25 protein-coding genes, 1 tRNA gene and 9 pseudogenes are annotated in these 24,488 nt (G+C 60.5%); 32 read left to right on the top strand and 3 right to left on the bottom strand.

What is annotated here, in order from left to right; all coding sequences use genetic code 11:
* Window positions 1-222: 222 nt before the first annotated feature.
* Window positions 223-1,170 (bottom strand): annotated as a pseudogene (locus V5B59_RS04950) (IS630 family transposase); the annotation flags it as partial.
* Between V5B59_RS04950 and V5B59_RS04945 the strand changes: the two are divergent.
* The 5 genes from V5B59_RS04945 to V5B59_RS04925 all read left to right on the top strand — a co-directional run bounded on the left by V5B59_RS04945 (window position 1,111) and on the right by V5B59_RS04925 (window position 5,238).
* The gene (locus V5B59_RS04945; RefSeq protein WP_332352210.1) at window positions 1,111-2,256 is read left to right on the top strand and encodes a DDE transposase family protein; all 1,146 of its coding nucleotides are present in this window, start codon (window positions 1,111-1,113) and stop codon (window positions 2,254-2,256) included. The pseudogene V5B59_RS04950 and the gene V5B59_RS04945 overlap by 60 nt on opposite strands.
* A gap of 310 nt (window positions 2,257-2,566) precedes the next feature.
* Window positions 2,567-2,656 (top strand) — tRNA-Ser (locus V5B59_RS04940).
* 405 nt (window positions 2,657-3,061) lie between these two features.
* Window positions 3,062-3,505 (top strand): hypothetical protein, encoded by a 444-nt coding sequence (locus V5B59_RS04935; protein ID WP_034918210.1) that lies wholly within the window; start codon window positions 3,062-3,064, stop codon window positions 3,503-3,505.
* 390 nt (window positions 3,506-3,895) lie between these two features.
* Window positions 3,896-4,318, top strand: coding sequence for a hypothetical protein (locus tag V5B59_RS04930; RefSeq protein WP_034931510.1), 423 nt, complete (start codon window positions 3,896-3,898; stop codon window positions 4,316-4,318).
* Window positions 4,315-5,238 carry a hypothetical protein gene (locus V5B59_RS04925; RefSeq protein WP_332351391.1) on the top strand — a complete coding sequence of 308 codons (924 nt, stop codon included), beginning with the start codon at window positions 4,315-4,317 and terminating at the stop codon, window positions 5,236-5,238. The genes V5B59_RS04930 and V5B59_RS04925 overlap by 4 nt, the downstream gene beginning before the upstream one ends.
* A gap of 142 nt (window positions 5,239-5,380) precedes the next feature.
* On the opposite strand, the gene V5B59_RS04920 is transcribed toward V5B59_RS04925, so the two are convergent.
* Window positions 5,381-7,057, bottom strand: a complete 1,677-nt coding sequence (locus tag V5B59_RS04920) for a DUF6399 domain-containing protein (RefSeq protein WP_332352174.1) — start codon at window positions 7,055-7,057, stop codon at window positions 5,381-5,383.
* Between the two features lie 295 nt (window positions 7,058-7,352).
* Between V5B59_RS04920 and V5B59_RS26475 the strand changes: the two are divergent.
* From V5B59_RS26475 to V5B59_RS04910, 3 pseudogenes are all read left to right on the top strand, one after another.
* Window positions 7,353-7,509: pseudogene (locus V5B59_RS26475) on the top strand (IS701 family transposase); the annotation flags it as partial.
* Window positions 7,510-7,607: 98 nt separating this feature from the next.
* Window positions 7,608-7,893, top strand: a pseudogene (locus V5B59_RS04915) (IS701 family transposase); the annotation flags it as partial.
* Between the two features lie 111 nt (window positions 7,894-8,004).
* Window positions 8,005-8,835 (top strand): annotated as a pseudogene (locus V5B59_RS04910) (IS701 family transposase); the annotation flags it as partial.
* A 108-nt stretch (window positions 8,836-8,943) separates the two neighbouring features.
* Here the strand turns inward: V5B59_RS04910 and V5B59_RS04905 are convergent.
* Entirely contained in the window at window positions 8,944-9,309 is a 366-nt protein-coding gene (locus tag V5B59_RS04905; protein WP_332351645.1) for a transposase, read from the bottom strand.
* 1,217 nt (window positions 9,310-10,526) lie between these two features.
* Here V5B59_RS04905 and V5B59_RS04900 point away from each other — a divergent pair.
* The 24 genes and pseudogenes from V5B59_RS04900 to V5B59_RS04785 all read left to right on the top strand — a co-directional run.
* Complete coding sequence (locus tag V5B59_RS04900; protein ID WP_288131470.1) at window positions 10,527-10,772, top strand: FitA-like ribbon-helix-helix domain-containing protein; 246 nt, start codon at window positions 10,527-10,529, stop codon at window positions 10,770-10,772.
* A 3-nt stretch (window positions 10,773-10,775) separates the two neighbouring features.
* Window positions 10,776-11,174: a type II toxin-antitoxin system VapC family toxin gene (locus V5B59_RS04895; RefSeq protein WP_288131468.1), complete on the top strand. Its 399-nt coding sequence runs from the start codon at window positions 10,776-10,778 to the stop codon at window positions 11,172-11,174.
* A 748-nt stretch (window positions 11,175-11,922) separates the two neighbouring features.
* The gene (locus V5B59_RS04890; protein WP_332351644.1) at window positions 11,923-12,237 is read left to right on the top strand and encodes a hypothetical protein; all 315 of its coding nucleotides are present in this window, start codon (window positions 11,923-11,925) and stop codon (window positions 12,235-12,237) included.
* A gap of 489 nt (window positions 12,238-12,726) precedes the next feature.
* A complete protein-coding gene (locus tag V5B59_RS04885; RefSeq protein ID WP_248594609.1) occupies window positions 12,727-12,948 on the top strand; it encodes a hypothetical protein in 222 nt (73 codons plus the stop codon).
* A complete protein-coding gene (locus tag V5B59_RS04880) occupies window positions 12,945-13,898 on the top strand; it encodes an ISAzo13 family transposase (RefSeq protein ID WP_332352159.1) in 954 nt (317 codons plus the stop codon). Before V5B59_RS04885 ends, V5B59_RS04880 begins: the two co-directional genes overlap by 4 nt.
* Before the next feature lie 56 nt (window positions 13,899-13,954).
* A pseudogene (locus tag V5B59_RS04875) lies at window positions 13,955-14,391 on the top strand (DUF29 domain-containing protein).
* A gap of 965 nt (window positions 14,392-15,356) precedes the next feature.
* Complete coding sequence (locus tag V5B59_RS04870; RefSeq protein ID WP_332351643.1) at window positions 15,357-15,872, top strand: hypothetical protein; 516 nt, start codon at window positions 15,357-15,359, stop codon at window positions 15,870-15,872.
* Window positions 15,827-16,399, top strand: coding sequence for a DUF6399 domain-containing protein (locus V5B59_RS04865; protein ID WP_332351642.1), 573 nt, complete (start codon window positions 15,827-15,829; stop codon window positions 16,397-16,399). Before V5B59_RS04870 ends, V5B59_RS04865 begins: the two co-directional genes overlap by 46 nt.
* Window positions 16,400-16,606, top strand: a complete 207-nt coding sequence (locus V5B59_RS04860) for a DUF4351 domain-containing protein (protein ID WP_332351641.1) — start codon at window positions 16,400-16,402, stop codon at window positions 16,604-16,606.
* A gap of 104 nt (window positions 16,607-16,710) precedes the next feature.
* Window positions 16,711-16,902 carry a hypothetical protein gene (locus tag V5B59_RS04855; protein ID WP_332351640.1) on the top strand — a complete coding sequence of 64 codons (192 nt, stop codon included), beginning with the start codon at window positions 16,711-16,713 and terminating at the stop codon, window positions 16,900-16,902.
* A gap of 54 nt (window positions 16,903-16,956) precedes the next feature.
* A pseudogene (locus V5B59_RS04850) lies at window positions 16,957-17,268 on the top strand (Rpn family recombination-promoting nuclease/putative transposase); the annotation flags it as partial.
* Between the two features lie 487 nt (window positions 17,269-17,755).
* Complete coding sequence (ltrA, locus tag V5B59_RS04845) at window positions 17,756-19,093, top strand: group II intron reverse transcriptase/maturase (RefSeq protein WP_332351545.1); 1,338 nt, start codon at window positions 17,756-17,758, stop codon at window positions 19,091-19,093.
* Window positions 19,090-19,863: a DUF4351 domain-containing protein gene (locus tag V5B59_RS04840; RefSeq protein WP_169071430.1), complete on the top strand. Its 774-nt coding sequence runs from the start codon at window positions 19,090-19,092 to the stop codon at window positions 19,861-19,863. Before ltrA ends, V5B59_RS04840 begins: the two co-directional genes overlap by 4 nt.
* A gap of 28 nt (window positions 19,864-19,891) precedes the next feature.
* Window positions 19,892-20,356: a hypothetical protein gene (locus V5B59_RS04835; protein WP_169071431.1), complete on the top strand. Its 465-nt coding sequence runs from the start codon at window positions 19,892-19,894 to the stop codon at window positions 20,354-20,356.
* Window positions 20,357-20,455: 99 nt separating this feature from the next.
* The gene (locus V5B59_RS04830; protein ID WP_169071432.1) at window positions 20,456-20,863 is read left to right on the top strand and encodes a hypothetical protein; all 408 of its coding nucleotides are present in this window, start codon (window positions 20,456-20,458) and stop codon (window positions 20,861-20,863) included.
* A gap of 24 nt (window positions 20,864-20,887) precedes the next feature.
* A complete protein-coding gene (locus V5B59_RS04825; protein WP_308240169.1) occupies window positions 20,888-21,277 on the top strand; it encodes an Rpn family recombination-promoting nuclease/putative transposase in 390 nt (129 codons plus the stop codon).
* On the top strand, window positions 21,277-21,651 hold the full coding sequence (locus V5B59_RS04820; RefSeq protein ID WP_308240170.1) for a DUF4351 domain-containing protein: 375 nt from the start codon (window positions 21,277-21,279) through the stop codon (window positions 21,649-21,651). The genes V5B59_RS04825 and V5B59_RS04820 overlap by 1 nt, the downstream gene beginning before the upstream one ends.
* A gap of 326 nt (window positions 21,652-21,977) precedes the next feature.
* Complete coding sequence (locus V5B59_RS04815; protein ID WP_169071433.1) at window positions 21,978-22,202, top strand: hypothetical protein; 225 nt, start codon at window positions 21,978-21,980, stop codon at window positions 22,200-22,202.
* Window positions 22,203-22,379: 177 nt separating this feature from the next.
* Entirely contained in the window at window positions 22,380-22,589 is a 210-nt protein-coding gene (locus V5B59_RS04810) for a PIN domain-containing protein (protein ID WP_248594995.1), read from the top strand.
* A gap of 204 nt (window positions 22,590-22,793) precedes the next feature.
* Window positions 22,794-23,128: pseudogene (locus tag V5B59_RS04805) on the top strand (helix-turn-helix domain-containing protein).
* Between the two features lie 51 nt (window positions 23,129-23,179).
* Window positions 23,180-23,356 (top strand): annotated as a pseudogene (locus V5B59_RS04800) (GDP-mannose 4,6-dehydratase); the annotation flags it as partial.
* Window positions 23,357-23,369: 13 nt separating this feature from the next.
* Window positions 23,370-23,627 (top strand): hypothetical protein, encoded by a 258-nt coding sequence (locus V5B59_RS04795; RefSeq protein ID WP_408612886.1) that lies wholly within the window; start codon window positions 23,370-23,372, stop codon window positions 23,625-23,627.
* A complete protein-coding gene (locus V5B59_RS04790) occupies window positions 23,624-23,839 on the top strand; it encodes a DUF2283 domain-containing protein (RefSeq protein ID WP_169071434.1) in 216 nt (71 codons plus the stop codon). The genes V5B59_RS04795 and V5B59_RS04790 overlap by 4 nt, the downstream gene beginning before the upstream one ends.
* A 49-nt stretch (window positions 23,840-23,888) precedes the next feature.
* Window positions 23,889-24,044 (top strand): annotated as a pseudogene (locus V5B59_RS04785) (DUF29 family protein); the annotation flags it as partial.
* Between the last annotated feature and the right edge of the window lie 444 nt (window positions 24,045-24,488).

Raw genomic sequence — 24,488 nt, 5'->3', positions numbered from 1 at the left:
GTCTCCGTCTCCGTCACTGTGGCAAGCGACGCGGTCAGACTCTCTGCAGCAGCCAGTCGGCCAGGGCGGTTCAGGTCGTCGGTCATTGGGCCGAACTCGCGTACCGTGTCTTCCCACTCACGCTTGGGTACCGCCACCCAGTGGCTTGACGCCCCGATGTCAATTCCCGCTGTGTTGGGAAACACGAGAATTAGTAAAACGTTCCGCCAAAAAAGATACATATCAGACGATCCCCATGTCGAACTTCTTCCACCGAAAGACAACGGGCGCCTGATTCATTTCGTCGATGCCTTTGAGGATATGGGACTTGAGTTCATCGACGGATGCGACACGGATGTGGCGGAGGAAGGTGCGCGCCATTTTGGAGAATGCACACTCGATGAGATTGAGCCAGGATCCATGCTTGGGCGTATGAACATACTCGAATCGTCCGGGACGCGTCGCGAGGAAGGCCATGGTCTCCTTCGAGATATGCGCCAAATGGTTGTCGAGGACGACACGAATGATCGCTTCGGGGGGATAGTAGGCGTCAATGTCTTTCAGCAGCTCGATGAACTCGACGCTACGGTGTCGATCCTCGGTATGGGCAAAGATATGGCCAGAGTGGAGATCAATGCCGGCCAGCATGAAGACGGTGCCGTGACGGACGTACTCGTAGTCACGCTCCACCGTCGTCGCTTTTCCCGGCGTTGGGGGCAAGTCGGGGGCGGTCAGGCCAAGCGCCTGAACTCCGGGCTTTTCGTCAACGCTGACCGTGTAGATGGGATTCGGGCGCCCATCATGAACGGCGCCCTCACGGTAAAGGGAGACCTCGCGATAGATCATCAACACTTCCTGCCTCTTGCGGTCGAACTCCGGGTCGCGTCGCTCCAGGTAATAGCGAATCTTGTGCGGCTTGATCTGGTATTCGTTCAGGATCCGCCAGACGGTACTCTTGCCGGCTTGCGCCAAGCGTGGATACCCGGCCCCTTCGGCATGCTCGGAGACAAACTTGGCCAGCGCCGAAATGGACCACAACTCGGCTGCCAGTCCATGATCTTTGGGCTTCGTACAGGCCACGCTGACCACCCAGGCCTTCGCCTCTTCAGTAATCTCGGGTGCATGCGGGCGATGGTAGGCGTCCTTGAGCCCAGCGGCCACGCCCGCCGCCAATGCCTTGTCGATGCACTTGTCGACACGCTGTTTCGGCTGCTGCGCGACATCGACCTGGCCCACCTCGAGCAGGCCCACCTCGAGCTGGTGAAGCGCCGGATCCGCGGCAAGAGCTTTCGCCGTTACCTGATCCACCACGGCTATCCGATCGCCATCGACGGCTCGCAAAAGCTCGCCGGCGACCCCCTCTGGGCGGAGGAACTCCTGCAGCGGACCGTAGGCAAAGAGGAAACCCGCCACCTCCAGTACTTCGTCTACGTCCTGGAGGCCAGCCTGGTCTTTCACAACGGCCTGGTCATCCCGCTGCTCAGCGAGTTCCTCGAACACGCGCTGGGCGATACCGAAGCGCAAAAGCAGGATTGCGAACTGCGCGGCTTTGTGCGCTTGAGCGACCGGCTCAAGATCTGGTTCCCACGTCTGCCGATCCGGCTCCTGCTCGATGGCCTCTACGCCAACGGGCCGGTGATGCAGCGCTGCCGTGACCTCCACTGGCCGTTCATGATCGTGCTCAAGGACCAGGATTTGTTCACCGTCTGGCAGGAGTTCCACACGCTCCATGCCCGGAAGCCACAGGGCTTCCAGCAGAACTGGGGAAAACGCCAACAGCACTTCATCTGGGTCAACGACCTCGACTACGCCTTGGGTCCGAACGGGCGACACCGCCTCCCGCTGCACGTGGTGGTCTGTGAGGAGATCTGGGAGCGGGTCGATGAACGGGCCAGGACGGTGACCGAAACGTCGCTCCATGCCTGGCTCTCCAGCCAGCCGCTCAGCCGCGAGAAGGTCCATGCGCGCTGCAACCTCGGCGCCCGCTACCGCTGGGGCATTGAAGCGGGCTTCCTCGTTGAAAAACGCCAGGGCTACCACTATGAGCATGCCTTTGCCCTGGACTGGAATGCCATGAGGGGCTATCACCTCCTCATGCGCCTGGCGCATGGGTTCAATACCCTGGCACGTTTCACTCGGCAGTTACGCAGCCTGTATCAAGAACTCGGTGTGCGCGGCGCTATTCGCTTCATCCGAAGCTCCTGCGCCGCCCCCTGGCTCGATCCTGCGCGGATGCGTGTGCTCCTCGCCGAGCCGTTCCTGCTGCAACTCGAGTGACCTTGCCCGAGCCTACCAAGACCTCTTCCCCAGCGCGGCGCACTCCGCGCCGGGAAACGCTCGCCTGACCACACGACCGGACCTCCAACCACCTCTCGACCGCCTCCTGATTGACCACCCCACCCGCGCCGCAAGCGCCACTCTGCCGCCCGCTACCCGCAATTTGACCGCCCCGGCGGCGAAAGTGGGCGTTGCCGGCAAACAGCCTCGATTGGGCAGGGTCATGCTTGGGCAGGGTCATGCGTCAGGGCTGGGAGAATTGCTGCAGTTTTGGTGTTTAGCAAACCTTCTGTTAGAATGCCCTCCTTCCGGAGAGATGGATGAGTGGTCTAAGTCGCACGCCTGGAAAGCGTGTGTGGGATAACACCCACCGCGGGTTCGAATCCCGCTCTCTCCGCCAGGATACCAGACGCAAACTGTCTGAGCCAAAAACGAACACCCCGCTCAACGCCTTGTTTTGCGGGGTTTTTCGTGTAAACCTCCTGACTTCGCCTACCCCACAAATGTCATTTCTGGCGTAATTTGGCGTCTTACGGGGCGTTTCTCTCGAAACCTCCTGACTTCGCGAATTTGGTACGGAATTTTCAAGCTATTGGTTTTGCTTGAGTTTTCGAGTGGTCTTGGCGGGTTTTGCGATGGCGTATGCTTTGGTTTTGTGGGGTATGCCAACACAAACCATGTGCTTTTTGACAAGAGGCAGATAGCCAAGGGCAGTCATTGATGGTGCACCTGTGTCGCTCGCGAATCCGACCAAACCAGCGCTTGTGTTGTAGCATAGTCAGACAAGAGTCGATGAGGATGGGCCATGACAATGCTGGCGTTTTTCGAAAGATTTGGCGATCTCGCGTTTGAGGAAATGCGGGTGCTCACCGTTCCTCCTGGAAATCCTGTCCCCGCTGACGAGTATGGTTTTCTCGAATTCTATTGTACCGACGACGATTGCGACTGCCGACGGGTGATCATCAAGGTCGTCGGGCGAAAGAGCGCCGACAAGGTCTGGGCGACAATCAGCTACGGATGGGAACAAGCCGCCTTCTATCGAAAGTGGTCTCGGGGAACGGAAAATGCCCATGAGTGGCAGCGTCCGACCCTGGATCCGCTGAACCCGCAGTCCTCACACGCACGAGACTTCCTCGCTGCGTTCGAGCAAATGATCCAAGACAAGACCTACGTCGACAGGCTGAAGCGCCACTACGAGATGTTCAAAAAGTCCCCGCAGCAGCCAGGGCGAGAGGGACGGAAGAGGTAGAATGTTTGCCGTGGCGCAGGTGTGTGGATACCGCTTCTACGCACTTGACGTTGTGCTGCCCGACTTTGAAAAGCCCGACCAACATTTGAGTGGTCTTGGCGGGTTTCGCGATGGCGTATGCTTTGGTTTCGTGAGGTACGCCATCGCGAGATGTCTCCTCGGTGAGACGCAGCGTAGGGTGAAAGTGGCGAGCGTCTGCTGAAGCTGAAACGCACAGAACCATAGAATAGCAGAGCAGCGTGACTGGCGGTGGGGTAGCCGTGTCTCGACCGGGTGCGAACGAAAGTGTTGGGCGAGTCCCGCTCTGATAATTGTCAGCGACGTGAGCAAACGTAAGGAAATTAGCGGAGAGTTGCGATAGAGTAGGGAACCCATCCACGGAGAGAAGCCATGCCTAAGATTTCCCACATCGAACCTTGCGATTCCAGAGACTTGGTGGCCCGTTTGGAGGCTAATCCAAAGATACTGGCGAAAGTGCTAGAGATGCTGGAGTTGGTGGAGAACGCCGAAGGGGATCTGCGTCGGGCCGATGAAGCCGAGCGCCGCGTGATAGAAATTCTCCGCGGGACGGGCCAGGAGATTCTGACGGGATGGGCCGAGCAGGTTGCTGAGGCGGTGACAGCCGAGGTGCGGGCCGCTGAGCCGGTCGTGGTACACGCGAAAAAAAAGTTCTCTGGTATACGACATACGGCTCGGTCATGGTGGAGGAGGAATGCTTTCTCCACAAAGAAACAAACCGGCTGCTTCGTCCTTTTTCAGAAGCTGCCGGTGTCCGTTGCCGGAGCCATTCTCTGCCACTGGAGCGCGCCGTGACGGACTTGGGCGCCGACCTTCCCTTTGGACAGGTTGCGGCAAAAATCAAGGAGCACTACGGTGTTGACTTGGCGGTCAGTGCGCCCCGGACGCTCACCGAACGGGTGGCCTGTGAATTAACGGAGGCAGATTGCCTGCCGGTGGCGGGCCCATCGAACACCGCGAAGAGGCTGATTGTGGAGACGGACGGCGGAATGGTGCCCCTTGTCGAGACCGTGGAGGGCGCTGCGGACGCCCGCAAGGGGAAGCGCACGCACTGGCGAGAAGCGAAGGTCTGTATCGCACAGCGGCAGGGCGAGGCCGTTCCCAAGGCCGGCGTGACGATGGAGGGTCCCCGGGAAGCGGGGGCCATCCTGAAGCGGCTGGTCGATGCGCTGGGATTTGGCCCCAAGACCCAGGTTCACTGTGTTGGCGACGGGGCGGCTTGGATAAGCAGCCAAATCGAGGAACTGTTCGGTACTCAGGGGACCTTCCTGGTCGACTTGTTCCACGTCTGCGAATATCTGACCCCAGCCAGCAAGGTCTGCGCGCCGGATTCTGCCCAGGATTGGGTGGCCTCCCAGAAGGCGCGATTCCTGCTGGGACAGGCCCGCGAGGTGGTTGCAGAGATGAAACTGCACCTCGAACCTGCATCGGTCGATGACCCGCAGGCTCCGGTGCGCGTCGCCTGGCGCTATTTCTCCAACCGACTCGACCAGTTGGACTACCCCCGCGCACTTGCGCTGAATCTGCCCGTCGGCTCTGGCGAGGTCGAGAGTTCTCATCGCTACCTCGTGCAGGCCCGCCTCAAGCGCCCAGGGGCTTGGTGGCGTGCGGACATGGCTCAAGCCATGATCAACCTGCGTGTCATGCGACATAACCAGCTGTGGGAAACCTATTGGGAAAAGCGCTGGGCGGAGCCTCTACGCAGAGCGGCTTAAAACCGAGACTCCCCGTCCAACACTTTCGTTCGCACCCGTCTCGACCCGTTGAGTTGCAAGTTCTTCCAGACAACGTTTCAGCGACAAACTTGCAGGCCACCCACCTCGGTGGCTTGGCCTTGATCATCGTTCCGGCCACCCCCTACGCCGCCAGCGGCATCAGATAGGGCGGCTTGGGCGGTCGAAGTCGTCGTCGCGCGGGTCGTGGGGGCAACGGCATGCGCTGGAGCGCCTGCGTGAACAATGTTTCGTGGGCACGGCTAAAAAAGCGCTCGGCGGCGGTTGTGCCGTCGGCGCGACGGATGTGATAGTTGTGCACGGCGGTGAGCGCCGCGAGCTTGCGGTCGCTCAGGCGATGGCGGCCCTGGTGATGCAGGGCCAGTTGTCCGTTACGGCCCTCCACCCCGGAACTGCTGCGCTGGAAGCGATCGGCGCATTCGCCGGCCACCTGTTCCAGGCGCGCGATCTCGGTGGACGGTAAGGCCTGGATCGGATGCGCGCCGTGACGCAGCGGTTCGAGCAACTGGCGGCTCAGCGCGCGTAGTCGGTGACGCGGCTCGGCGAGGGTGCTGCGCTCGGCGACGCGCTCCAGATACAGAGCAGGAATCAGTTCTTCGACGAGGGCGCGCTCCAGGTCGAGGGGCAGCGCGAGGGCCTCGACCTGCACCTGCAGGGTGGCGAAGAAAAAGGGAATGGTGGCCAGCAGTTGGGTGGTCAAACGTTGCGCTTTGGCCAGGCGTTCACGGGCGCGCGTCGGCAGCTCAGCGGCTGCGGCGAGGCGCCCGAGCCGCGTCCAGACGTCGTTGAGGCGCTGCGCGACCTGTTCGACGGGTTGTGCCTGTCCACACTCCAGGTCATACGGGTGATACCCGATGCCCAGTTCACGCACCAGTTCCCGGGCTTCGCACTGACGCGCCTGCGCCTCGGCATGCGCGATTTCGGCCTGCACCACCTCGCTCACGGCGGCGCGGATGCGGGCGGCGAACGCGGGCGGGCGACCGCAGGGACGTGGCGACTGGTCTTCGTATGCCTGCTGGGCCGCCCGCTCAACCGCCCAGCGCGTCTGGGCGGCGGTCACGGTCGCAGCGGCCTGCCGGACCTGGCGGGCCAGGTGTAGGCTGGTGGCCTTCGATACCTCGTGCTGACCATGGAAGAGGTCCGGCGAATGATGCACACCCAGGTCCACCTCGACATGCCGATGCAACGCCCCGGCCTCGTCGCTGGTGCCCTGAATCACGGCGACATCCAAGCCGACCAGGGCTTCCTGGAGCGCCTGCGTCCAGGTCGCCGCCTGACGATCCGCCGCGTACTGCTCCAGAAGAAGAAAGCCCGACACCGGCTCCAGCGCCACCAGACCCATCTGTGGATGGAAAGTCTCATCCTCACACACCGTGAGATCCCGATGCGGCATGCCCCGCGCCAGCGCCGCGCGCTGCTCCTCCGCGACGGCGACCAGCGCCTCCTCCAGCGCCGCATTGAGGCCTTGCTGGGTGCCGTAGCTGGCGCCGACGAAGGCCGACAGCCCGCTCAACTCAAGGAATTGGCACACCACCCGAATGCCGGCAGCGCCCTGCAGGGTGATGCTGAAATGCGCCGCCAACACCAGTTGATGCAGCCACCGTACGCCCTCCGGCGTCTCCATCCACGCCGCCAGGACCGCGGGAGCCGCGCCGACCGCCTCCGGCTTGCGCCAATCCTGCAGGGTACTGCGTGCCACGCCGAGTTCGGCGGCCACCTGCCGTTGCGTCTGCCCCGCCGCCAGGCGAACGGTGGCCGCCCCAAGCTGCTCCGCCCGCTCCAGGCGCGAGCGACGTATCACAACCAACCATCCATCGACGCCCGTGCCGCGCGCAGGGGCACTCTCCTTGTGTCTGGGTTACAGTCCATCCCGGCAGGACCTTTGAGCATATTCCTTCTCCCTCGGTTAGTTCGCACTTCCAAGGGTACAAAATTTCGAGGGTTCTGCCACTCTCTCGCAGGACTTTCATCAAGCGCAACGGACGGTTTTGGCCGGAATGATGATCAAGGCCCGCGAAAATCCCTTCGGCATCGCAAGAAGATTTGAGATGGCCAAGGGTCAATGAGGGATCATTTTCGATCTCGGAGATTTCCTCATGTCACTTGCCGCCAACGTTTGCTTGCTGCTCTCTCAATGGATCTCGTTCCTCCTGGAGGCTGTCCCACCCCGTTCGCGTCGTACTTTCGTCGAACTCCTGATCGGCTGCCTGCTCAACCCGGAAGGGTGGGTCACCCGCGCCATCGGGACTATAGAGCCGATAATTAAGAAACGGACTTTCACTGCGGGTTCTGACACGGGATATGCCTCCGTCAGTGTCTGCTAGTCAGCTATCGGCTCTATATTCGCCGAGAGGGCGCACTGGACGACTTATTACAAGCTCATCGAGCGGGCCACGGTACCGGCCGCCGACTTGTCCATTCGTCTGCTGAAACTTGTGCTATGGGTGCTCCCGGCCGCACTGATCACTCTGGTCGTCGATGATTCTCTGGTGCTCCGCTGCGCGGAGGCAGGACCGGGCATCCGCATCAAGCATGACCACAGCCGCAAGGCCAATCGTCCGACCTTTGTGAACAGTCAGTGCTGGGTCACCTTGGCTCTGGTGCTCTGGGTGCGTCTGGGCTCTGCCCTGACGGATCTTCCCCCCTCGCTCTAATAATTTCAAGCACTTAGCTCATTTGTAGGCATGTAACGGTACTAATGTTTTCAAGCACTTAAACAGCTACGGGGGGAAGACCCGCCTGACGGTGCCGATTCGCTCATGGCTGCTCGAAGAATCGGGCCAACGCGGCAAACTCTGGGTAGCACGTCAGTTGATCGATTCGGTCAGGGGGCACGTCAAGGAGGTGCGCTTGCTGATGGATGCCTGGTTCATGCGCCGGAGCCTGATTCTGCCTTTGATCGCGCAGGGCGTGCGAATCATCGGACAGGTACGGCGGGATACGGCCTGGTATCTGCCGCCAGAGGCGGAGCCAAAACGTCGCGGACCGAAACGCAAGTATGGTCAGCGGATTGATGCGGCCATGCTCGAGGCCCTGCCGGCGACCGTGATGGAATTGCCTTTGTACGGCAAGGTCCAGACAGTCCGGCTACGCTCGGTCCTTGCCGTGGCGAGATTTCTGAGGGGACTGCCGGTGCGGGCGGTGTGGTGCGAGATGCTTCAGTCGGACAATACTTGGTCGCGCACACGCCTGATTCTGGCGACGGAGATCAACCGGTGGGCCTGCCAAGTGGTGGAGATCTATGCCCAGCGTTGGGGAATTGAAGCCCTGTTCCACAATCTGAAGCGGTGGTGGGGGGCCTGCAATTTGTGGCAACAGTCGAAGCAAGCCCTCGAACTGTGGATGCAGACTCGTTCCATGGCGTATGCGTTGACACAACTCCTGGCCTTGCAGCTCGGGGAGTTCTTTCCCCTGATGGAAGTCGCTCCTTGGCGCAAGGGAATGGTCATCACGGCGGGGCTCTTTGCCCAATGGCTGCGAATCAATTTTATCGGACTTCGCGTGCGCGACGCCTATGACCCGAAGTCCGGTCATTTCGCGATGCCTTTACCCGGTCAGGATCAGCGGTTGCAGTGCTGAGGCCTCTTGCCTTGCGTCCACCGCGGCATCGAGGCCTTCCGTTGTCATCTCCGTCATCGCTCGCCACCTGGAAAATCCCGGCCGGCGGGAGAGACGTATGTCTAAACTTCAGTTCTCCAATCCAAAGCCGCGCGATTTGAAATCGGAGAACATCGGTTCGATCCCCCAGCGCGCCCCATAGTCGAGTACCCGGGCCCGCGTCGGCGGACAGTCCATGGCAATGATCCAGGGTTCCGGGTGCCCGGACTCCTGCAGAATGCCGATGGCGGTCGGTACGGCTTGGGCAAAGAGGGTGACGGTGGGCAGGTAGCGCTCGCGAACCCTTTCCGCCAGCTCTCCCGTGGTGGTCAGATCGCCCTGACCGGTATCGACCAGGAAGTGGCCTTTGAGCCGAATCCGATACTGCCATCCCGCCGCCTGGACATACTGCAGCCACTCGACCGTACCGTAAAACCGGTCGGCCGACAGCCACACCTACGCGCCCGCCGGCAGCCAGGCGCGAAGCGTGTCATTTGCATAGCCTGAAATATTACACATAAACTGATGGGTGTTAAGGCGTGGCAACATGGGATGGTCCGCCTAAAGGTCGGCGCGGTATACTTGCCGCTTCTGGCAAAGGCCTGGCTACCAGAACCGGGCAGTCGGCTGCCAGCCCACCTGCCGCAGACCCCACGGCAACCCGGTTTTGCTGAATGCTCAGGTATTCCGGCAGGGCGGTAGCGTGCCTGACCCCTTCTGATTGCTCGCACTCGCCGTGCCGGAGATCGGCAACACGCCGCACAGAAAGCTTCCCGGCGCGCCGGGCCAAGGCCGTCGACCTGTCTCACGGTTGACTGGGCAGGCCCTCACAAGGCATTGCCCGCCTCAACCTACAGCAAGACGCCAGAGAGAAGAGGTCAGAGGCGTTTCGGTTGTTCCTCTTTCTTCCGCAGAGATCTGCTGAGTTCCTACCCGCCGTCATTGCCGGCAAACGGCCATCCATCTTCCTCCTCGGATTGTTTTCGAAAGCCATTGGTTCTACGAACAGGATTCCAGCTTGCCCCCGAGCAATGCCCTTCGCGGCAGGGATGGATCAACCGCCTGCCAGGCCCGGAATTCGCCAGCCTCAGACGTATTTTCGTGGTCGGCATCAATGGCCTCGTCCTTCGACGATGGATGCCCCGCCAGGAGATACCTGAAGTCAAGGAACTGCAGCAGATCGACATCATGCAGGTCGAAACCGTCGCGGAGTGGACTGCACCATCAAGCAGGCTGGTAGCAAGGAGACGAGCTGGTGAAAGGTCTCTGCTCGAGACACCGCGAAAACGGCGGTGTGGTGGCGCACCTTCCCTTCCCCCGTGGGGCAGGAACGCCGGAGCCCAGGCCGGCTCCGGGTAACTGGGATCCTGAGGCAGGAAGCTCATCGAAGACGCTGTTTGCAGCGACCTACGAGGCGCGCTGCCGGTTACGCGGAGTGCTCGGCGCGCTTGGCGACCCTACCGCCAGACGCACGCAAGAAGCTCCCGATCGTGCCGAGCATGTCGGCGGACCAAGGAGAGCTTCCGAGGCCAGCGTCCCTTTTCCGGTCGTTGGTAGCCTCCGGGGAATACCCATACTGTCCTCTTTCGACCGTTGGAAAAGGCTGAAGAAAGATTGTCTTCACCACAATGCATGCACTACAATGAAACATTACTCGTTCGCGGAACCTGATCATGCCCTCCCTGCAAATTCGCAATCTGCCAGACGACCTGTACCAAGCGCTGGCTTTTCGCGCTGAACAGTCGCACCGGAGCTTGGCGCAGGAGGCGCTGATCGCGCTTCGCAGGGCAACGGAGAGCACCGATAGCGGGCGCCGGCAACAGATTCTGGAAAAAATCAGCCTCGACATCGCGACTACCGGCATCCGGACGCTTTCCTTCCCGCCCGAACGACTGCTCCGCGAAGACCGGGACCGTTAGCCCATGCGCATCGTCCTGGACGCCTCCGCGGCTGCCAATATCATTTTGCGCACTGATCTTGCGCCGGCCCTGATCGAAAAACTTGGACAAGGCCGACTGGTCATCGCGCCCTCTCTTTTTCATAGTGAAATTGCGAACACGCTCTGGAAATACGTCCGTTGCGGCGATCTGAGCAAAGACACGGCCTTGGCTCGCTACGCCGAGGCCGTCGGCTTGGTGGACGCTTTCGAAGCGGACGAGGCGCTCGCCACCGAAGCCTTGTCCGCCGCCATTCGCTACAGCCACCCGGTCTACGACCTGCTCTACGTCATTCTGGCGCGTCGGCACGGTTGCCGGGTGCTAACCGTCGACAAGCGGCTCATCACCCTTGCTGGCGAGATTGATGAAAGCCTGCTTCCCTAGCAGCGATGCGCGACGTATTGAACGATTTGCCGAAAGTGTTCCCCCGTCGCCGACGAAAGCGGACGACTGGCGAATGGAGAAGTGCCAGAGCGTGGTCGGTGCGTCTGCCGACGATCTCGGACTACATTTTCAGCCACAAACGCCTGATCCAGCAGCCATGTCCCTTGGTCGGCGCGGCGGGCGCATTGAGGTTGTCGAAGACCGCCTTGGCTCAAGAGTCTCTGCGCGCCGCGTGCCAGGACAAGCCCGACGTATCCTCCAGGCCAACCGGATCTTGACCCGTGAACGCCGCGTCAATCCGCCAGCAGCCACGGTGGCGGTCGGCAAACGCGAATCACCATCGAGCCGCACAGCAGGAATGCGCACGTGCTCGGCTGGGGCTTGCGCAGGTTGCAGGCAACATAACCCAGCCCAGCGGAGGCTCCCGAGGTGACTCTTCTCTCAAGGTATTTCATATGCTGTCCCTTTTAGTAACTACTCAGGTAAAATTGTTATGTAAAAACAATTGGTTAGAAACATGAAAACAATGGCATAAATTTGCAACCACTTGATTCTAAATCAGTCCCATTCGTCATTATGCTATTTCAATATTCGCAACGTGTTGATTTTTAACAAGATGCAGTACCTGAGTAGTTACCCCTTTTATTGAAATGTTCCTAACACCGGACGGCTGAGTTCGCCGAGGGCGACGAGGCGGAAGATTGGGCGGAATTATACTGTCCCCTTATCTCGACATGACGCCTTCACCTTGAACCCGCCCCCCGAAACCACCGTCGCCAACGACGACTACGACACCCCCTGGAAAGACGCCGTCACGCGCTACTTTCCAGAGTTCATCGCGTTCTACTTTCCCGACGCGCATCGGCAGATCGACTGGAACCGCGGCTATACCTTCCTTGACCAGGAACTCGCCCAGATCGTCAAAGATGCCGAGCTCGGCAAGCGTCTCCTCGACAAACTCGTCCAGGTCGCCACCCACGACGGCGGCGAACACTGGGTGTACGTCCACATCGTACTCGATGCCGAGTCCCTGGACGAAGTCTTCGATCAGCGCCCACAGTAGCAAGGGACAGCACACCCCAACCGGTTGCGATGTCGCAGGACACCCCCTCACGACTTCGTCATTGCCACCGGCGCGCCATACAGCGGTCGGCAGTTGGTCGGTCAGTTCGTCGCCCGGTTTGTCAAGTTCGCCGCCGTATAGCCGGGGCACTCCCGTGCGCTTTGCCGGTGAGGACCAAGACAAAGGGACGCCAATCGCTTCAACGGGGCGGCAGCGCGCAACGGTGCTCGCTATCGCGCCGAGGCTTTGATCGGCAGCGGACCGCGAAACACTGATGACCGAAGAACGACCGATCCGTCAAGCGACCAATGTCTTGATCCAAAATCCGGGGATCATGGAGGCCACCCGCTTTCTCACCCTAAGGAACGCCTACGAAATAACTTCCCGTTTTGACTGTGCGCTCGGGCATGCCACTTGCTTGCTTGGTTGTTCTGAAAACAGCAAAGGGAATGCAGCGTGGGCTATTACCGGGAAGACGTAGAGCGGCGAATGAAGGAATTCTATCGGCGACTATCGGAAAAGGATCGTCGCCGGTACGCGGCGGTGGAGTCTGACAAGTTGGGGCATGGGGGCCAGCAGTACATCGCGCAGTTGTTTGAGATCGATAGCAAGACGATCCGACAAGGACTGGCCGACCTGGACATAGCGGAAGAGGCGACGGGGGATAAGCTCCGAAAAAAGGCGGTGGGCGGAAGCGTAAGCTCGACCTGACGCCCGAATTATCGACGACGTTTCTGGACGTCGTTCGAGAGCATACGGCGGGCTGTCCGCAGCACGCCATTCGTTGGACCCATCTGCGCCAGCCGGAGATTGCCCGGCGCATTAGCGCGACGGGAACCCCGGTCAGTTGCCGGATTGTTCGCCAGTTGCTGAAGCAGCATGGCTTTGTTCGCCGTCAGGCGCAGAAGAAGACGTCGTTCAAGCAGCACCCTGAGCGCAACCCGCAGTTTGAAAACATCACAGCGCTCAAGGCCGCGTACCTGGCGGCTGGTCAGCCCGTACTCTCCATGGACACCAAGAAGAAAGAGATGCTCGGCAATTTTTACCGGAACGGCACGCTTTACACCCGAGAGACCCTGGCCGTGCTGGATCATGACTTTCCCAGCTATAGCGAAGGCAAAGTCGTACCGCATGGCTTGTACGACATCGGTTTGAACAAAGCCCATGTCAATCTGGGCACGAGTCATGACACCACGCAGTTCGCGTGTGACAGCGTGGAACGTTGGTGGTCTTTGCACGGACGTCACGATCATCCCAATGCCGATAAGATATTGATTCTGTGCGATGGCGGTGGCAGCAACCCCTCACGCTCGCCGTTGTTTCAGCAGGACTTGCAAGCGCTTGCCAATCGGCTCAAGCTGGAAATTCGGATCGCCCACTTCCCGCCGTATTGCTCCAAGCACAATCCGATTGAGCACCGCGTCTTCCCCCATGTCACGCGCGCTTGCGAAGGCGTCGTATTTGAAAGCGTGCCTCTGGTCAAACAACTGATCGAGCGTACCCAGACTCGAACTGGACTTCAGGTCACCGTCGATATTATCGATCGCGTCTACGAAACCGGACGGAAAGCGGCGCTTGATCTCAAGGCATCCCTGCGCATCGTCGCCGATGCACTACTGCCCCCATGGAATTACACCATCCTGCCAAATTCAACAGCATAAAACCGGGAAGTTATTTCGTGGGCGTTCCTTACAGGTCATTGTGGAGGGATCCCGATATGAGCACCAGTTACGAAGCCGATGTCGTGGCATGGGCAAACGAGCAGGCCAGCCTCCTTCGTGCCGGGCGGTTCGAGCTGCTAGACCGCGACCACATCGCGGAGGAAATTGAAGACGTGGGCAAGAGCGAACAGCGCGAACTGGCGAGCCGCATGTCGGTTCTACTGGCCCATCTGCTCCAGTGGCGATATCAGCCGGAGCGGCGGGGAGCCAGTTGGGAAAAGACCATCCTCGCGCAGCGCAAGGAGATTGCCTATGGACTGAGTGACGCCCCAAGCATCACCCCAAGGTGCAGGAAACGCGATGGCTTGAAATGTTGTGGGCCAAGGCGGTTGCTCAGGCGGTTGGGGAAACCGGCCTCGATGGCTTTCCCGACGCCTGTCCGTGGGCGATGGAAGAAGAAGTCCTCAATGATGCCTGGCTACCGGATGCCTGAAGACACGCATCGCGAGTAGCCGATCCCCTGGCGCCGTCGCGCCACCAGGCGGACAAAGGCTTGCACAGTACCAGCGGCGGTGTGGCGCGCAGCAGGGCAATGGATCAACCGCCGGCAAGGCAGGAATGCACCAGCCGCAGGCGTGCTTTCGTGGTCAGGAGCATTGGCTGGCGCACGACTTCGACACGCTCATGGCGAGGGAGCGCTTCGTGAGCACGCGGGAGGAATCCACCTGTTTTGTCTGGCAGTTTTTGAGAGAAACTCGTCCTGGAAATCGCCTTCGACGAAGTTGACATCGTCGCCGCCGTGACCGCCAACCGGGCCGAGGCCAAGGCCGGCGAGGTCATTGCCCCGTCATCCAGGCCAAGCGGGTCGCTGACCCGGCAAACAGCGCACATTGCCAGGCGCCTGGACTTGATCGCGCCGCAGAGGCTGTTCCACTACGCCTCACAGGAGTTTCTCCCCCGCAGAAGCAACAGCAAGGTCAACAGCAACACCCGAAACAAACGCAACACCGGGGCAGCGCCGTCCAACTGCGAGTGAAGTCGGACGCCCAGGCTAGATACGGTTCATTCGGCTACCCACTTAAGCCGGGACAGTGATGTTGCCGTATTCAGAGGAAGGAGGCGGTAGAAACTGGTTGCTGTATCCCTGTATCCTTCCGACCATGACAAAAAAACGCCACCACTCAAGCCATACGGGCGGCCAGCCGCGCGATTGTTGCTGGGATCGCTGCCAAGCAAAGCCTGCGCGCATTGGGGAAGGTGGTTGGCCACACGAAAAGCAGCGTCCACCGACACCTGAAGGCACAGTTTCGCAGGAACCGGCCCCCTGAATCGGGATTGTGGGAAACCGAGGCTGGAGTTGCCTGGCAGAGATTGCTGGTGTTTGCCATGCTGTACTCGTTCGGGTTGCGGCCCCATGTGGGGGCGGATGCCTGATCGGATTTTTTCAGGCTGATCCGCATGGATACCCACGTGGGCGTATCTCCCGGAGCTTTGCGGACGCAACTCCGTCAGATGGAAGAGCTATTGCCCGCCTTCCCGCAGATCTGCGAAGCCTCTGCCCCTGCGCCGACACAAAAAGCTGTATTGGCGGCGGATGAGACTTTCTTTGGGGAGATGCTGATCCTGATCTTGATGGATTTGTCCTCCGGCTATCTGCTGCTGGAAACTCTACAGGACAACCGCAGCTTTGATACGTGGTTTGCTCAAGCGGCCCCCCGGTTGGAAGCGCGGGGGATTCAGGTGGGCCATGCGATCAGTGATCGGGCCAAGGCGCTGATCAAACTGGCGGTCGTAGGCTTTGAGTGTGCTTCGGGCGCGGATACGTTTCATGAACAATATGGCCTCAGCCGGTGGTTGTCTCCGGCTTTTGGTCGGCGCAACAGGGCATCTTGGACCCCCGTTCTGCCCTGCGGAAGTTTCGCGCCCAGATGGATGGCTTATCCAGCCACATCCGTTTTTGGTGGCTTTGGGTAGCGGAAATCCTGACCCAATGGGCAGTGGACCCAGCCACCCAGCAGTGGCTGACGGACCCCCTGTTACCCGTGCTGTATTGGCATCATCAGATGGACAAGACCCCAAACCAAGTTCACCGGAAACGTTACCGGCAGACATGGCAGAAGGCAGTGCAGGCCTGGGAAGCCAACCCATTCCACGTCGCGTTGTCCGATCGTGAGCTGCAACGCTGGCTTACTTGGGGAGAATGGATGGTGCGCCAATTCCATCGTAGTTCATCCGCCGTTGAGGGGCGCAATGGTTGCCTTTCCCAGATGTACCATAACGGGCGTGGGTGGACGGAAAGGCGTCTGAAGGCTTTGACGGTCATCCACCACTATGGGTTGAGACGCCATGACGGAACTACGGCGGCCGCACGCTTGTTTGGTACATCGTTCCCTGATCTTTTCGACTGGCTGGTCAGCCAGATGGGGGAACTTCCCATGCCTCGGAAAGCCCGCCAACGGGTCGTGCGTAACCCATTGAAATTGCAATCTGTCCCGGCTTAAGTGGGTAGCCCCACACAGCAAGGCATGCAGCAAGGCATGCGGGAAGGGGAGTCTGCCCTCCTCGAACGCCAACTCACCCGCCGCTTCGGCCCGCCCAGCGCGGAGACACTGGCTCGGCTGAAGGCCGCCACCGTCGAACAACTGGAACAATGGGCCGAAAACATCCTGGACACCACCATGCTGGAAGATGTCTTCAAGGACCACTGATCCCTTGCCCAACCGCTTAAGCCGCGTCGCTTCCGGTTGTCGAGCACGCTTGTCTGTCGTAGGGCGCAATACGCGGCGCATTGCACCATCGGCAATCGCGCACCATGATCATTCAACGGCTCGCGTCCGACGGACAGCCATTCGGCTGCATCTGGACGAGACACTGTGGCGGGAAAAATGGCCTGTCGTGGTGGCTGTGGGTATGCAACGCCGTCACCACGGTGATGTACCTCATCGGCAACCGCAGCCCGGAGATTCTCTCGATGCCCTGCCGGGCCAATCCCGCGGCTGTCTGACGAGCTGTGGGTACGGGGCTCCGGGCAGCCCGTTCCACCGGACACCCATCGCACATGGCTACCGACTCCACCCCGGATACCGGCTACAAGCTGATCTTCTCGCACGCCGTCGTCGTTGAAGACCTGCTGCGCGGCTTCGTCGGCGAAGACTGGGTCGAAGAACTCGACTTCTCGACGCTCGAGAAGTCGGGGGGCAGTTACGTCACGGACGACCTTCGTGAACGCGAAGACGATGTGATCTGGCGGATTCGGCGGCGCGACGGCTGGCTGTACATCTACCTGCTGCTCGAATTCCAGAGTGCCGTCGACCCCTGGATGGCCCTCCGGATACTCGTCTATACCGGCCTGCTGTATCAGGACCTGATCGTTCGCAGTAACAGCAGCAAGTCTAGCGGGTTTAAGTCCCGTCTGGGGAGTTGTCCGTACGCCCCGGTAGCATGAGGAAGCGGCGCCGTGGCGACACGGGGTCGTGAGTTTCCAACAGCAAGAGAGCAGGCCGTAACGCAAGTGAACCTATGAGTAGCCTCGTAAATTATGTGGAGGAGCCGACCCTGTGGTCAGAAGGGGAAGGCCGTTGGATGGGCGCTGGAATAACGGAAGTGGCGTCAATCGACTCCCGGGGTAGCAGGGATGGCATGTTCTTGAAGACTTACTGCCCAGTGCTGGAGGCCCGTCTGCGGAGGTGGGGAGACCACCGACTGCTGCGTATAAGGCAACGAAAGCGCAGCGGCTGCAGGCGGGAGTCGGAGGGGTTCATAGTACCGTCTGAGTTCGTGGGACAACATAACCCCGGACGAGGGAAGGGACCCTACTTTGTTCGTGCAACCGAAGAGCGGAGGATCGAGGGATTGCCATGTCGCTAACCACCCCGGACACGATCAGGACGCTACAGAGGAAGCTGTATGCCAAGGCCAAGCAAGAACCAGCCTATCGCTTTTACGCGCTTTACGACAAGCTCTACCGGGAAGACATCCTCAGTCATGCCTGGCGGCTTGTCCGGTCGAACCGAGGCAGTCCCGGTATGGATGGGATCAGCTTCGAGGCCATCGAGAGCGGAATCGGGGTAGAGACGTTTCTGCGGGACCTGGCCCGTGATCTGAAAGACAAGACCTACCGCGCCCAGCCGGTAAGGCGCGTCATGATTCCCAAAGCGGATGGCAGTCAGCGCCCGCTTGGGATACCGACGCTCCGCGATCGGGTCGCACAAATGGCGGTGAAACTCATCATCGAACCGATCTTTGAAGCCGACTTCTGTGAGCACTCGTACGGATTCCGGCCCAGGAGGTCGGCCCACGATGCCGTGGATGACATCGCCCACACGTTATGGGCCGGCTACACTCAAGTCATAGACGCCGATCTATCAAAGTACTTCGATAGCATTCCGCATGCCAAGCTACTGGCCGTGGTGGCCGAGCGTGTTGTCGATGGGGGGATTCTGCACCTCATCAAGCAATGGCTCAAAGCCCCGGTCATCGGCGAAGACGACAACGGAGTGAAGAAGACCGTAGGTGGTGGAAAAGCCAATCGCAAAGGCACGCCGCAGGGCGGCGTGATCTCCCCGCTCTTGGCCAACTGCTACCTGCATATTCTCGACCGAATATGGCAACGGCAGCACCTGAAGGGCAAGCTATCCGCACATCTCGTGCGTTACGCGGACGACTTTGTCATCCTGTGCCGAAAAGAGGTAGAGGAACCGCTGAAAGTGGTGCGTCATGTCCTGGACCGTCTGGACCTCAGCCTCAACGAGACGAAGACCCACATCGTGGACGCCACCCAAGCAAGCTTCAACTTCCTGGGTTTCACGATTCAGATGAGTCGAGGGGCCAAGACTGGAAAACCGTACCCGAATGTCCGGCCAGCAGACAAATCGCTGAAGAAAATCAAGGCGAGGCTGACGGAACTCACGGGCCGGAAACTGACCCCCATCCCCTTGAGAGATATCGTGGGAAACGTCAACCGCAGCCTGCGAGGCTGGGCAAACTACTTCCACTATCGAAACTCAAGTCTGGCGATGAGCAAAGTCAGATACCACGCGGAAGACCGGTTGCGAACCCATTTGATGAAGCGTCATCAGGTGAAGGACCGAGGAACTGGTTTCCGCCGGTTTCCAAGTGCTCATCTCTACGGGCGCTACGGGCTATACAAAGTTCCTACGAAGGCGGGCTGGAACTCGGCGCATGCCGTGGCGTGAAGAGCATCGGAAAGCCGTGTGCGGGAAAATCGCATGCACGGTTTGATGAGGGAGGGCAGGCGAAAGCCTGTCCTCTACTCTACCGCAAGGGCGAAGTGGGCCGCGGTGAGAAACTGCCGGCGGTTTTCCCGTTGGTCATCTACAATGGCCGTGATCCGTGGGGCGCCGCCCGCGACGTCGGCGAACTGATCGACGAACTACCCGGCAGCCTGAAGTGCTATCGACCGATGAACCGCTACTTTCTGCTCGAAGAAGCGAGCGTCGAGGAAGCGCAACTGGCCGACGAGTCGAACACGGTCGGCGGCATCATCCGGATCGAGCAGAGTGGCGCGCCCGCCGACATCCGTCGAGCTGTCGCGCGGCTTCATCAGCGGCTGCAGGGTCCGCAGTACGACAGCCTGCGCCGGGCGCTGGTCGTATGGATCAACCGGGTCGTACTTCGCCGGCTGATGCCCGGCCAGGCGATCGCGGAAGTTAACGAACTACAGGAGATCGACACCATGCTGGCGGAAACGGTAGACAGCTGGACACGGCAGTGGAAAGAAGACGGGCTGCGCGAGGGTCGCCTCGAAGGTCGCCTCGAAGGTCGCCTCGAAGGTCGCCTCGAAGGCGAGAGCACGTTGCTGCAGAAGCAGTTCGAGCGCCGTTTCGGGCCGCTACCGGACTGGGCGCGCCAACGGCTCTTGGATGCGACGACCGAGCAACTGGAGGCGTGGGCGCTCGAAATCCTCGACGCCACCACGCTCGAGGACGTGTTCCGGGAAGATTGAGCGGCGGGCCAGCCAGTAGCAAGCTGCCTTGATCTTTCGCGCACCCGGCGAAGAACGTGGCGCCCTCATCAACCATCAAGACCGGGCCGAGATCCGGCGTCTGCTCGGCTTGGCCGACCGCTGGCTGGCCGTGCGCAGAATCGGGAACCAGATGGGCCGTGAAAGCAGCGCGCATCCGAAGCTGGTGCGCAGCACCTTGCGGGCTGCGCATGGTGTCGTTCCCGTGCAGGTCGCCATTATCGAGGCACTGATCGGCGAAGCACGAAAGGTGCCGCTGGGCTTGATGGTCCAGGCAGACGATCGGCGCGGGCGAGCGAGTGGTCGTGGTCGCGTCCATCGCACGGCAACCACGTGCTGCCGCAGTACGCGGACCCTGGGTATTGCAGTGCTGGGCCGCGGCAACCGTGAACCAATTCACACGCGACCGGCCCGGGCGCTGGGATCATCCGGGGCAGTCGCACGTCGGCGCGCTCGCCGTGCGGCCTGGCGTTGAACCATCGCGACCGCTGATCGTGCGCGAGCGGCGGTTTCCCGCAAGGGCGGCCCACTACGAGCCCTTGCGAAATGAACCGCGCCGTCACGGCCGCTGGGCATGGAAGAAAAGACGAGCAATCTGCTGAATGCCAGCGCATTCCGGCATGGCGGTAGCGTGCCCGCGCGCGCGCCGTCGGACGCCGGGTACGACCCCCGTCGGGCCCAGCCGGGAGACCGGCTGCCAATCGCCGGACTGCAAGCCGCGGACCGGATCCAACCCGCGCTAGACGCGATGCGCGCGACGCGGTTCAGCTTCATCAACGAACGCGCCAACCTCGCCGAAGCGACCCCAAACGGGTGCCATTTTGCTATCTGGGCACAGGCTTTCAGGCCGAACACCGAGGGCATGGGCGAAGCGCCGAGTCGGACGCTGCTCAACGAACTCTTCGCTGCCGGAGTGACCGCCACCGCCCGCGACCCGGTCGCCATGGAAGCGGCCCGGCGGTTCTTCCGCGACGAGGCGTGACCCATCTCCGCCAAGCACAGACCGATGGAAAAACCGACCCTACCCAGCGACGACTACGACACCCCGTGGAAAGACGCGCTGATGCGCTATTTCCCGGAGTTCATGGCCTTCTACTTCCCCCGAGCCCACGCCGAGATCGACTGGCAGCAGCCGCACATTTTCCTGGAGCAGGAACTCGCCCAGGTGGTGCAGGACGCGCAGCTCGGCAAGCGCCTGGTTGACTGCCTGGTGCAGATCGCGACGCGGGACGGAGGTGAGCAATGGGTTTACATCCACGTCGAAGTCCAGGGCCAGCCGGATGCCGACTTCCCCGAGCGCCTGTTCACCTACAACTACCGCCTCTACGACCGCTCTACGAACGCAACTGGGACAAGCAGCGCATCATCGATCTGTTCGGGGTCATTGACTGGCTGATGCGGCTGCCGACAGACCTGGAGCAACGGCTGCTGCACGAAGTCTACACACTGGAAAGGAAGGTCCGCATGCCCTACATTACCTCTGCAGAACGCTTCGGAATCGAGAAAGGCCGACAGGAAGGCCGACAGGAAGGCCGACAGGAAGGCCGACAGGAAGGCCGACAGGAAGGCCGACAGGAAGGCCGACAGGAAGGCCGACAGGAAGGCGAGGCTGCCCTCCTGAAGCGCCTGCTCGCGCGTCGCTTTGGCGCGCTCCCCGATGCAGTCCAGGTTCGGCTGACCACCGCCGATGTCGATCAGTTGGAAGAATGGGCGATCAAGGTGCTCGATGCCGAGTCCGTGGACGAAGTCTTCGATCAGCGCCCACAGTAGCAAGGGGGCAGCACACCCCAACCGGTTGCGATGTCGCAGGACACCCCCTCACGACTTCGTCATTGCCACCGGCGCGCCATACAGCGGTCGGCAGTTCGTCGTCCAGTTCGTCAAGTTCGCCGCCGTATGACCGGGGCGCGCCTGTGTATTTTGCCGGTGAGGACCGACAATCCAGCCCAAAGGCTTCGTCATCGCCACCGGCGTACAATATTCACAGAGACTTCGTCAACGCCGCCGCCAAAAACTCGGCATGCTCAAAGCTGCTGGGCTGAAGAACCCGAAGGAAGTGGTTAAACTCAAGAAAAGTGCATGGTGAGGTAGGTCACATGAACAGCGTGGCAGAACTGGTTTTCGAGCAAGTGCGTAGCCTTCCCGAAGCTGAGGTGCGTGAAGTGCTCGACTTTGTGGGTTACCTGAAGTCGAAACACCGGACGGCTGAGTTCGCCGAGGGCGACGAGGCGGCAGATTGGGTGGAATTTGAGAAGCACGCGTGCGCCTGGTCGGGACAATACCATCGGGACGAGTGCTATGACCGCAAGGTTCTTCGCTGATACCAATATTGCCGTTTACTCGTTGGACGAAGACTCCGACAAGCGCCAGCGCTGCTTTGAGATCCTCCGGCGCCGGCCGGTGATCAGCGTCCAGGTCGTCAACGAGTTCCTGAGTGTATTGCTCTGAGCAAGCGCCGGATAGACCGGCCTGCCGCCAATCGACTGGGCCAGATACTCTTGCACCGTTGCGAAGTCGTACCGATAACCGCCGAGGTCACCCTGCAAGCCATGTACGTGGGCGAACGCTATCAGATCAGCCACTGGGATGCCCTGATCGTGGCTGCAGCCCTGACCGCCGGCTGCGACACCCTTTATTCCGAGGACATGCAGGATGGACAAGTGTTCGAGGGAAGGTTGACGGTGGCCAATCCGTTCTTGCATGGCTGAGTGCCGAGTGCTGACGCTTCTTGTCAAGCCTCTCACGATCACGTATCGCCAGCCTTACCCACCTGGACGTGGCTGTGGCCCTGACCGGGGCCCGTTGGTACTGCGGCTGGTGAGGCCTGCAGACCATGTTGCTGGGGCCAGCTGAGGTTGCCAGGTTGACTCCTCTTCGGGAGGTATTTCCTATACTGTCCCCCTTATCGCTCCATGAAAACAGTTCGAGTGACGATTGATGCCGCCTCTGCAGGTGGGCTGACACTTGGGCGTATCGACCCGGCACGTGTGGACGCTACGACTGAAGAGAGCATCGCTGCACAGCGCGCGGCGGATGAATCCGAAGCCAGGCTGGATGCGGCCGGTACGCACGCAGGGTCAGAACGCGCCTTGGTCTCAGCCAGGTCGAGTTTGCGCGGCGTATTGATGTTTCTGTCGAGACCATCCGCAATTGGGAACAAGGCAAACGCTCCCCGGCCGGTGCGGCAAAGGCCTTGTTCAAAGTGTTGGACAAGGCACCCGAGCTAGCGCTGGCCGCACTCGAGTAGAACCATGGTTTCCAGATTGCCAATGATCGTTCCCTGGGTGTCCCTTTAATGAGGCACACCGAAGTCGAAACCCTGCTCGGCGAGCCCGCCAAAGCCAAACTCGGCTGGACCCCCACAATCAGCTTTGACGAACTCGTCGTCGAAGTAGTCCGCGAAGACCTCAAATCCGCCGAGCACGACGAACTCATCAAGAAGCATGGCGACAAGGCCATGGACTACTACGAGTAGGCGGCAACGCTGTATGCCAGATTCCCCGACCACCCAACACCCCATGACGGAATATTTCCGGAACGACGTGTTGATAAAACGTTCATACCTTCGCCTCGAATGGTGCAAAGAAGCGCTGGACCACCCCGTGCGCAAGGAAGTCCAGCCCGAGGACCAGCGAATCCGCCACTGGATATTCGCTCCGGAGCTGGGCAGGTATCTGCGGGTGGTGACCTTGGAAGACGGTGCTACCCTTCACAACGCATTCCCCGGCAGGAGATTCAAGCCATGAGACTCTCTTATGATCCAGAAACGGATTCGCTGTACATTCACCTGAACGAAAACCCAAGCAAAGACAGCGATGAGGTTGCGGATGGCGTTGTGCTTGATTTTGACGAAAACGGCGGGCTGGTTGGCATTGATGTCCAACATGCCAGCAAGCACGCGGATATCAGCCGATTAATTCTGAGCAAGATGCCCTTCCGGGAACTGGAAGCAGCTTGACCCCCCAACTCACGACAGCCCGCACCGCCGCCGTGGTGGCGAGAGCGAACAGCGCGAACCTGCGAGCCGGCTGTCGCTTCTTCTGGCATATCTGCTCAAGTGGCGATATCAGCCGGAACGGCGGGGAGCCAGTTGGGAAAAGACCGTCCTCGCGCCGCGCCATGAGATAGCCCATGGACCACCGAGCCACGCCAGCATCCTGTAGGAGCCCGATTCATCGGGCGAATGAGCCCAATGAGTGGCTCAAGCGCTTGGCGAAACCGGCCTCGATGGCCTTCCCAACCCCTGTCCCTGACCGATGGAAAAAGAAGTCCTCAGTGATGCCTGGCTACCGGAGCCTGAAGACACGCATCGCGCCCAACCGCTCCCCGGCGCCGTTACCTCACCAGGCGGAGAGCGGCTTGCGCAGTACCAGCAGCGGTACGGCTGCACGGCAATTGATCAACCGTCAGCAAGGCAGGAATGCACCAGCCGCAGGCGTGCTCTTGTACTCAGGATCATTGGCTGGCGCACAACTTCGATATGCTCACGGCGACGGACCGCTCCGTGAGCATGTGGGAACGAGAGCTTCCTGGCGCAGCCCCAATTCTCGACAGCCCCCGACACCTCGCGCCATGACCGAGGTCAGCTGAGGTTGGTGAGTGGGCCC

The sequence above is a fragment of the Candidatus Accumulibacter contiguus genome, assembly GCF_036625285.1.
In the GTDB taxonomy this organism is placed as follows: domain Bacteria; phylum Pseudomonadota; class Gammaproteobacteria; order Burkholderiales; family Rhodocyclaceae; genus Accumulibacter; species Accumulibacter contiguus.
Note: the sequence above shows the minus strand (reverse complement) of the source record. Positions and strands in the feature narration are given on the sequence as shown.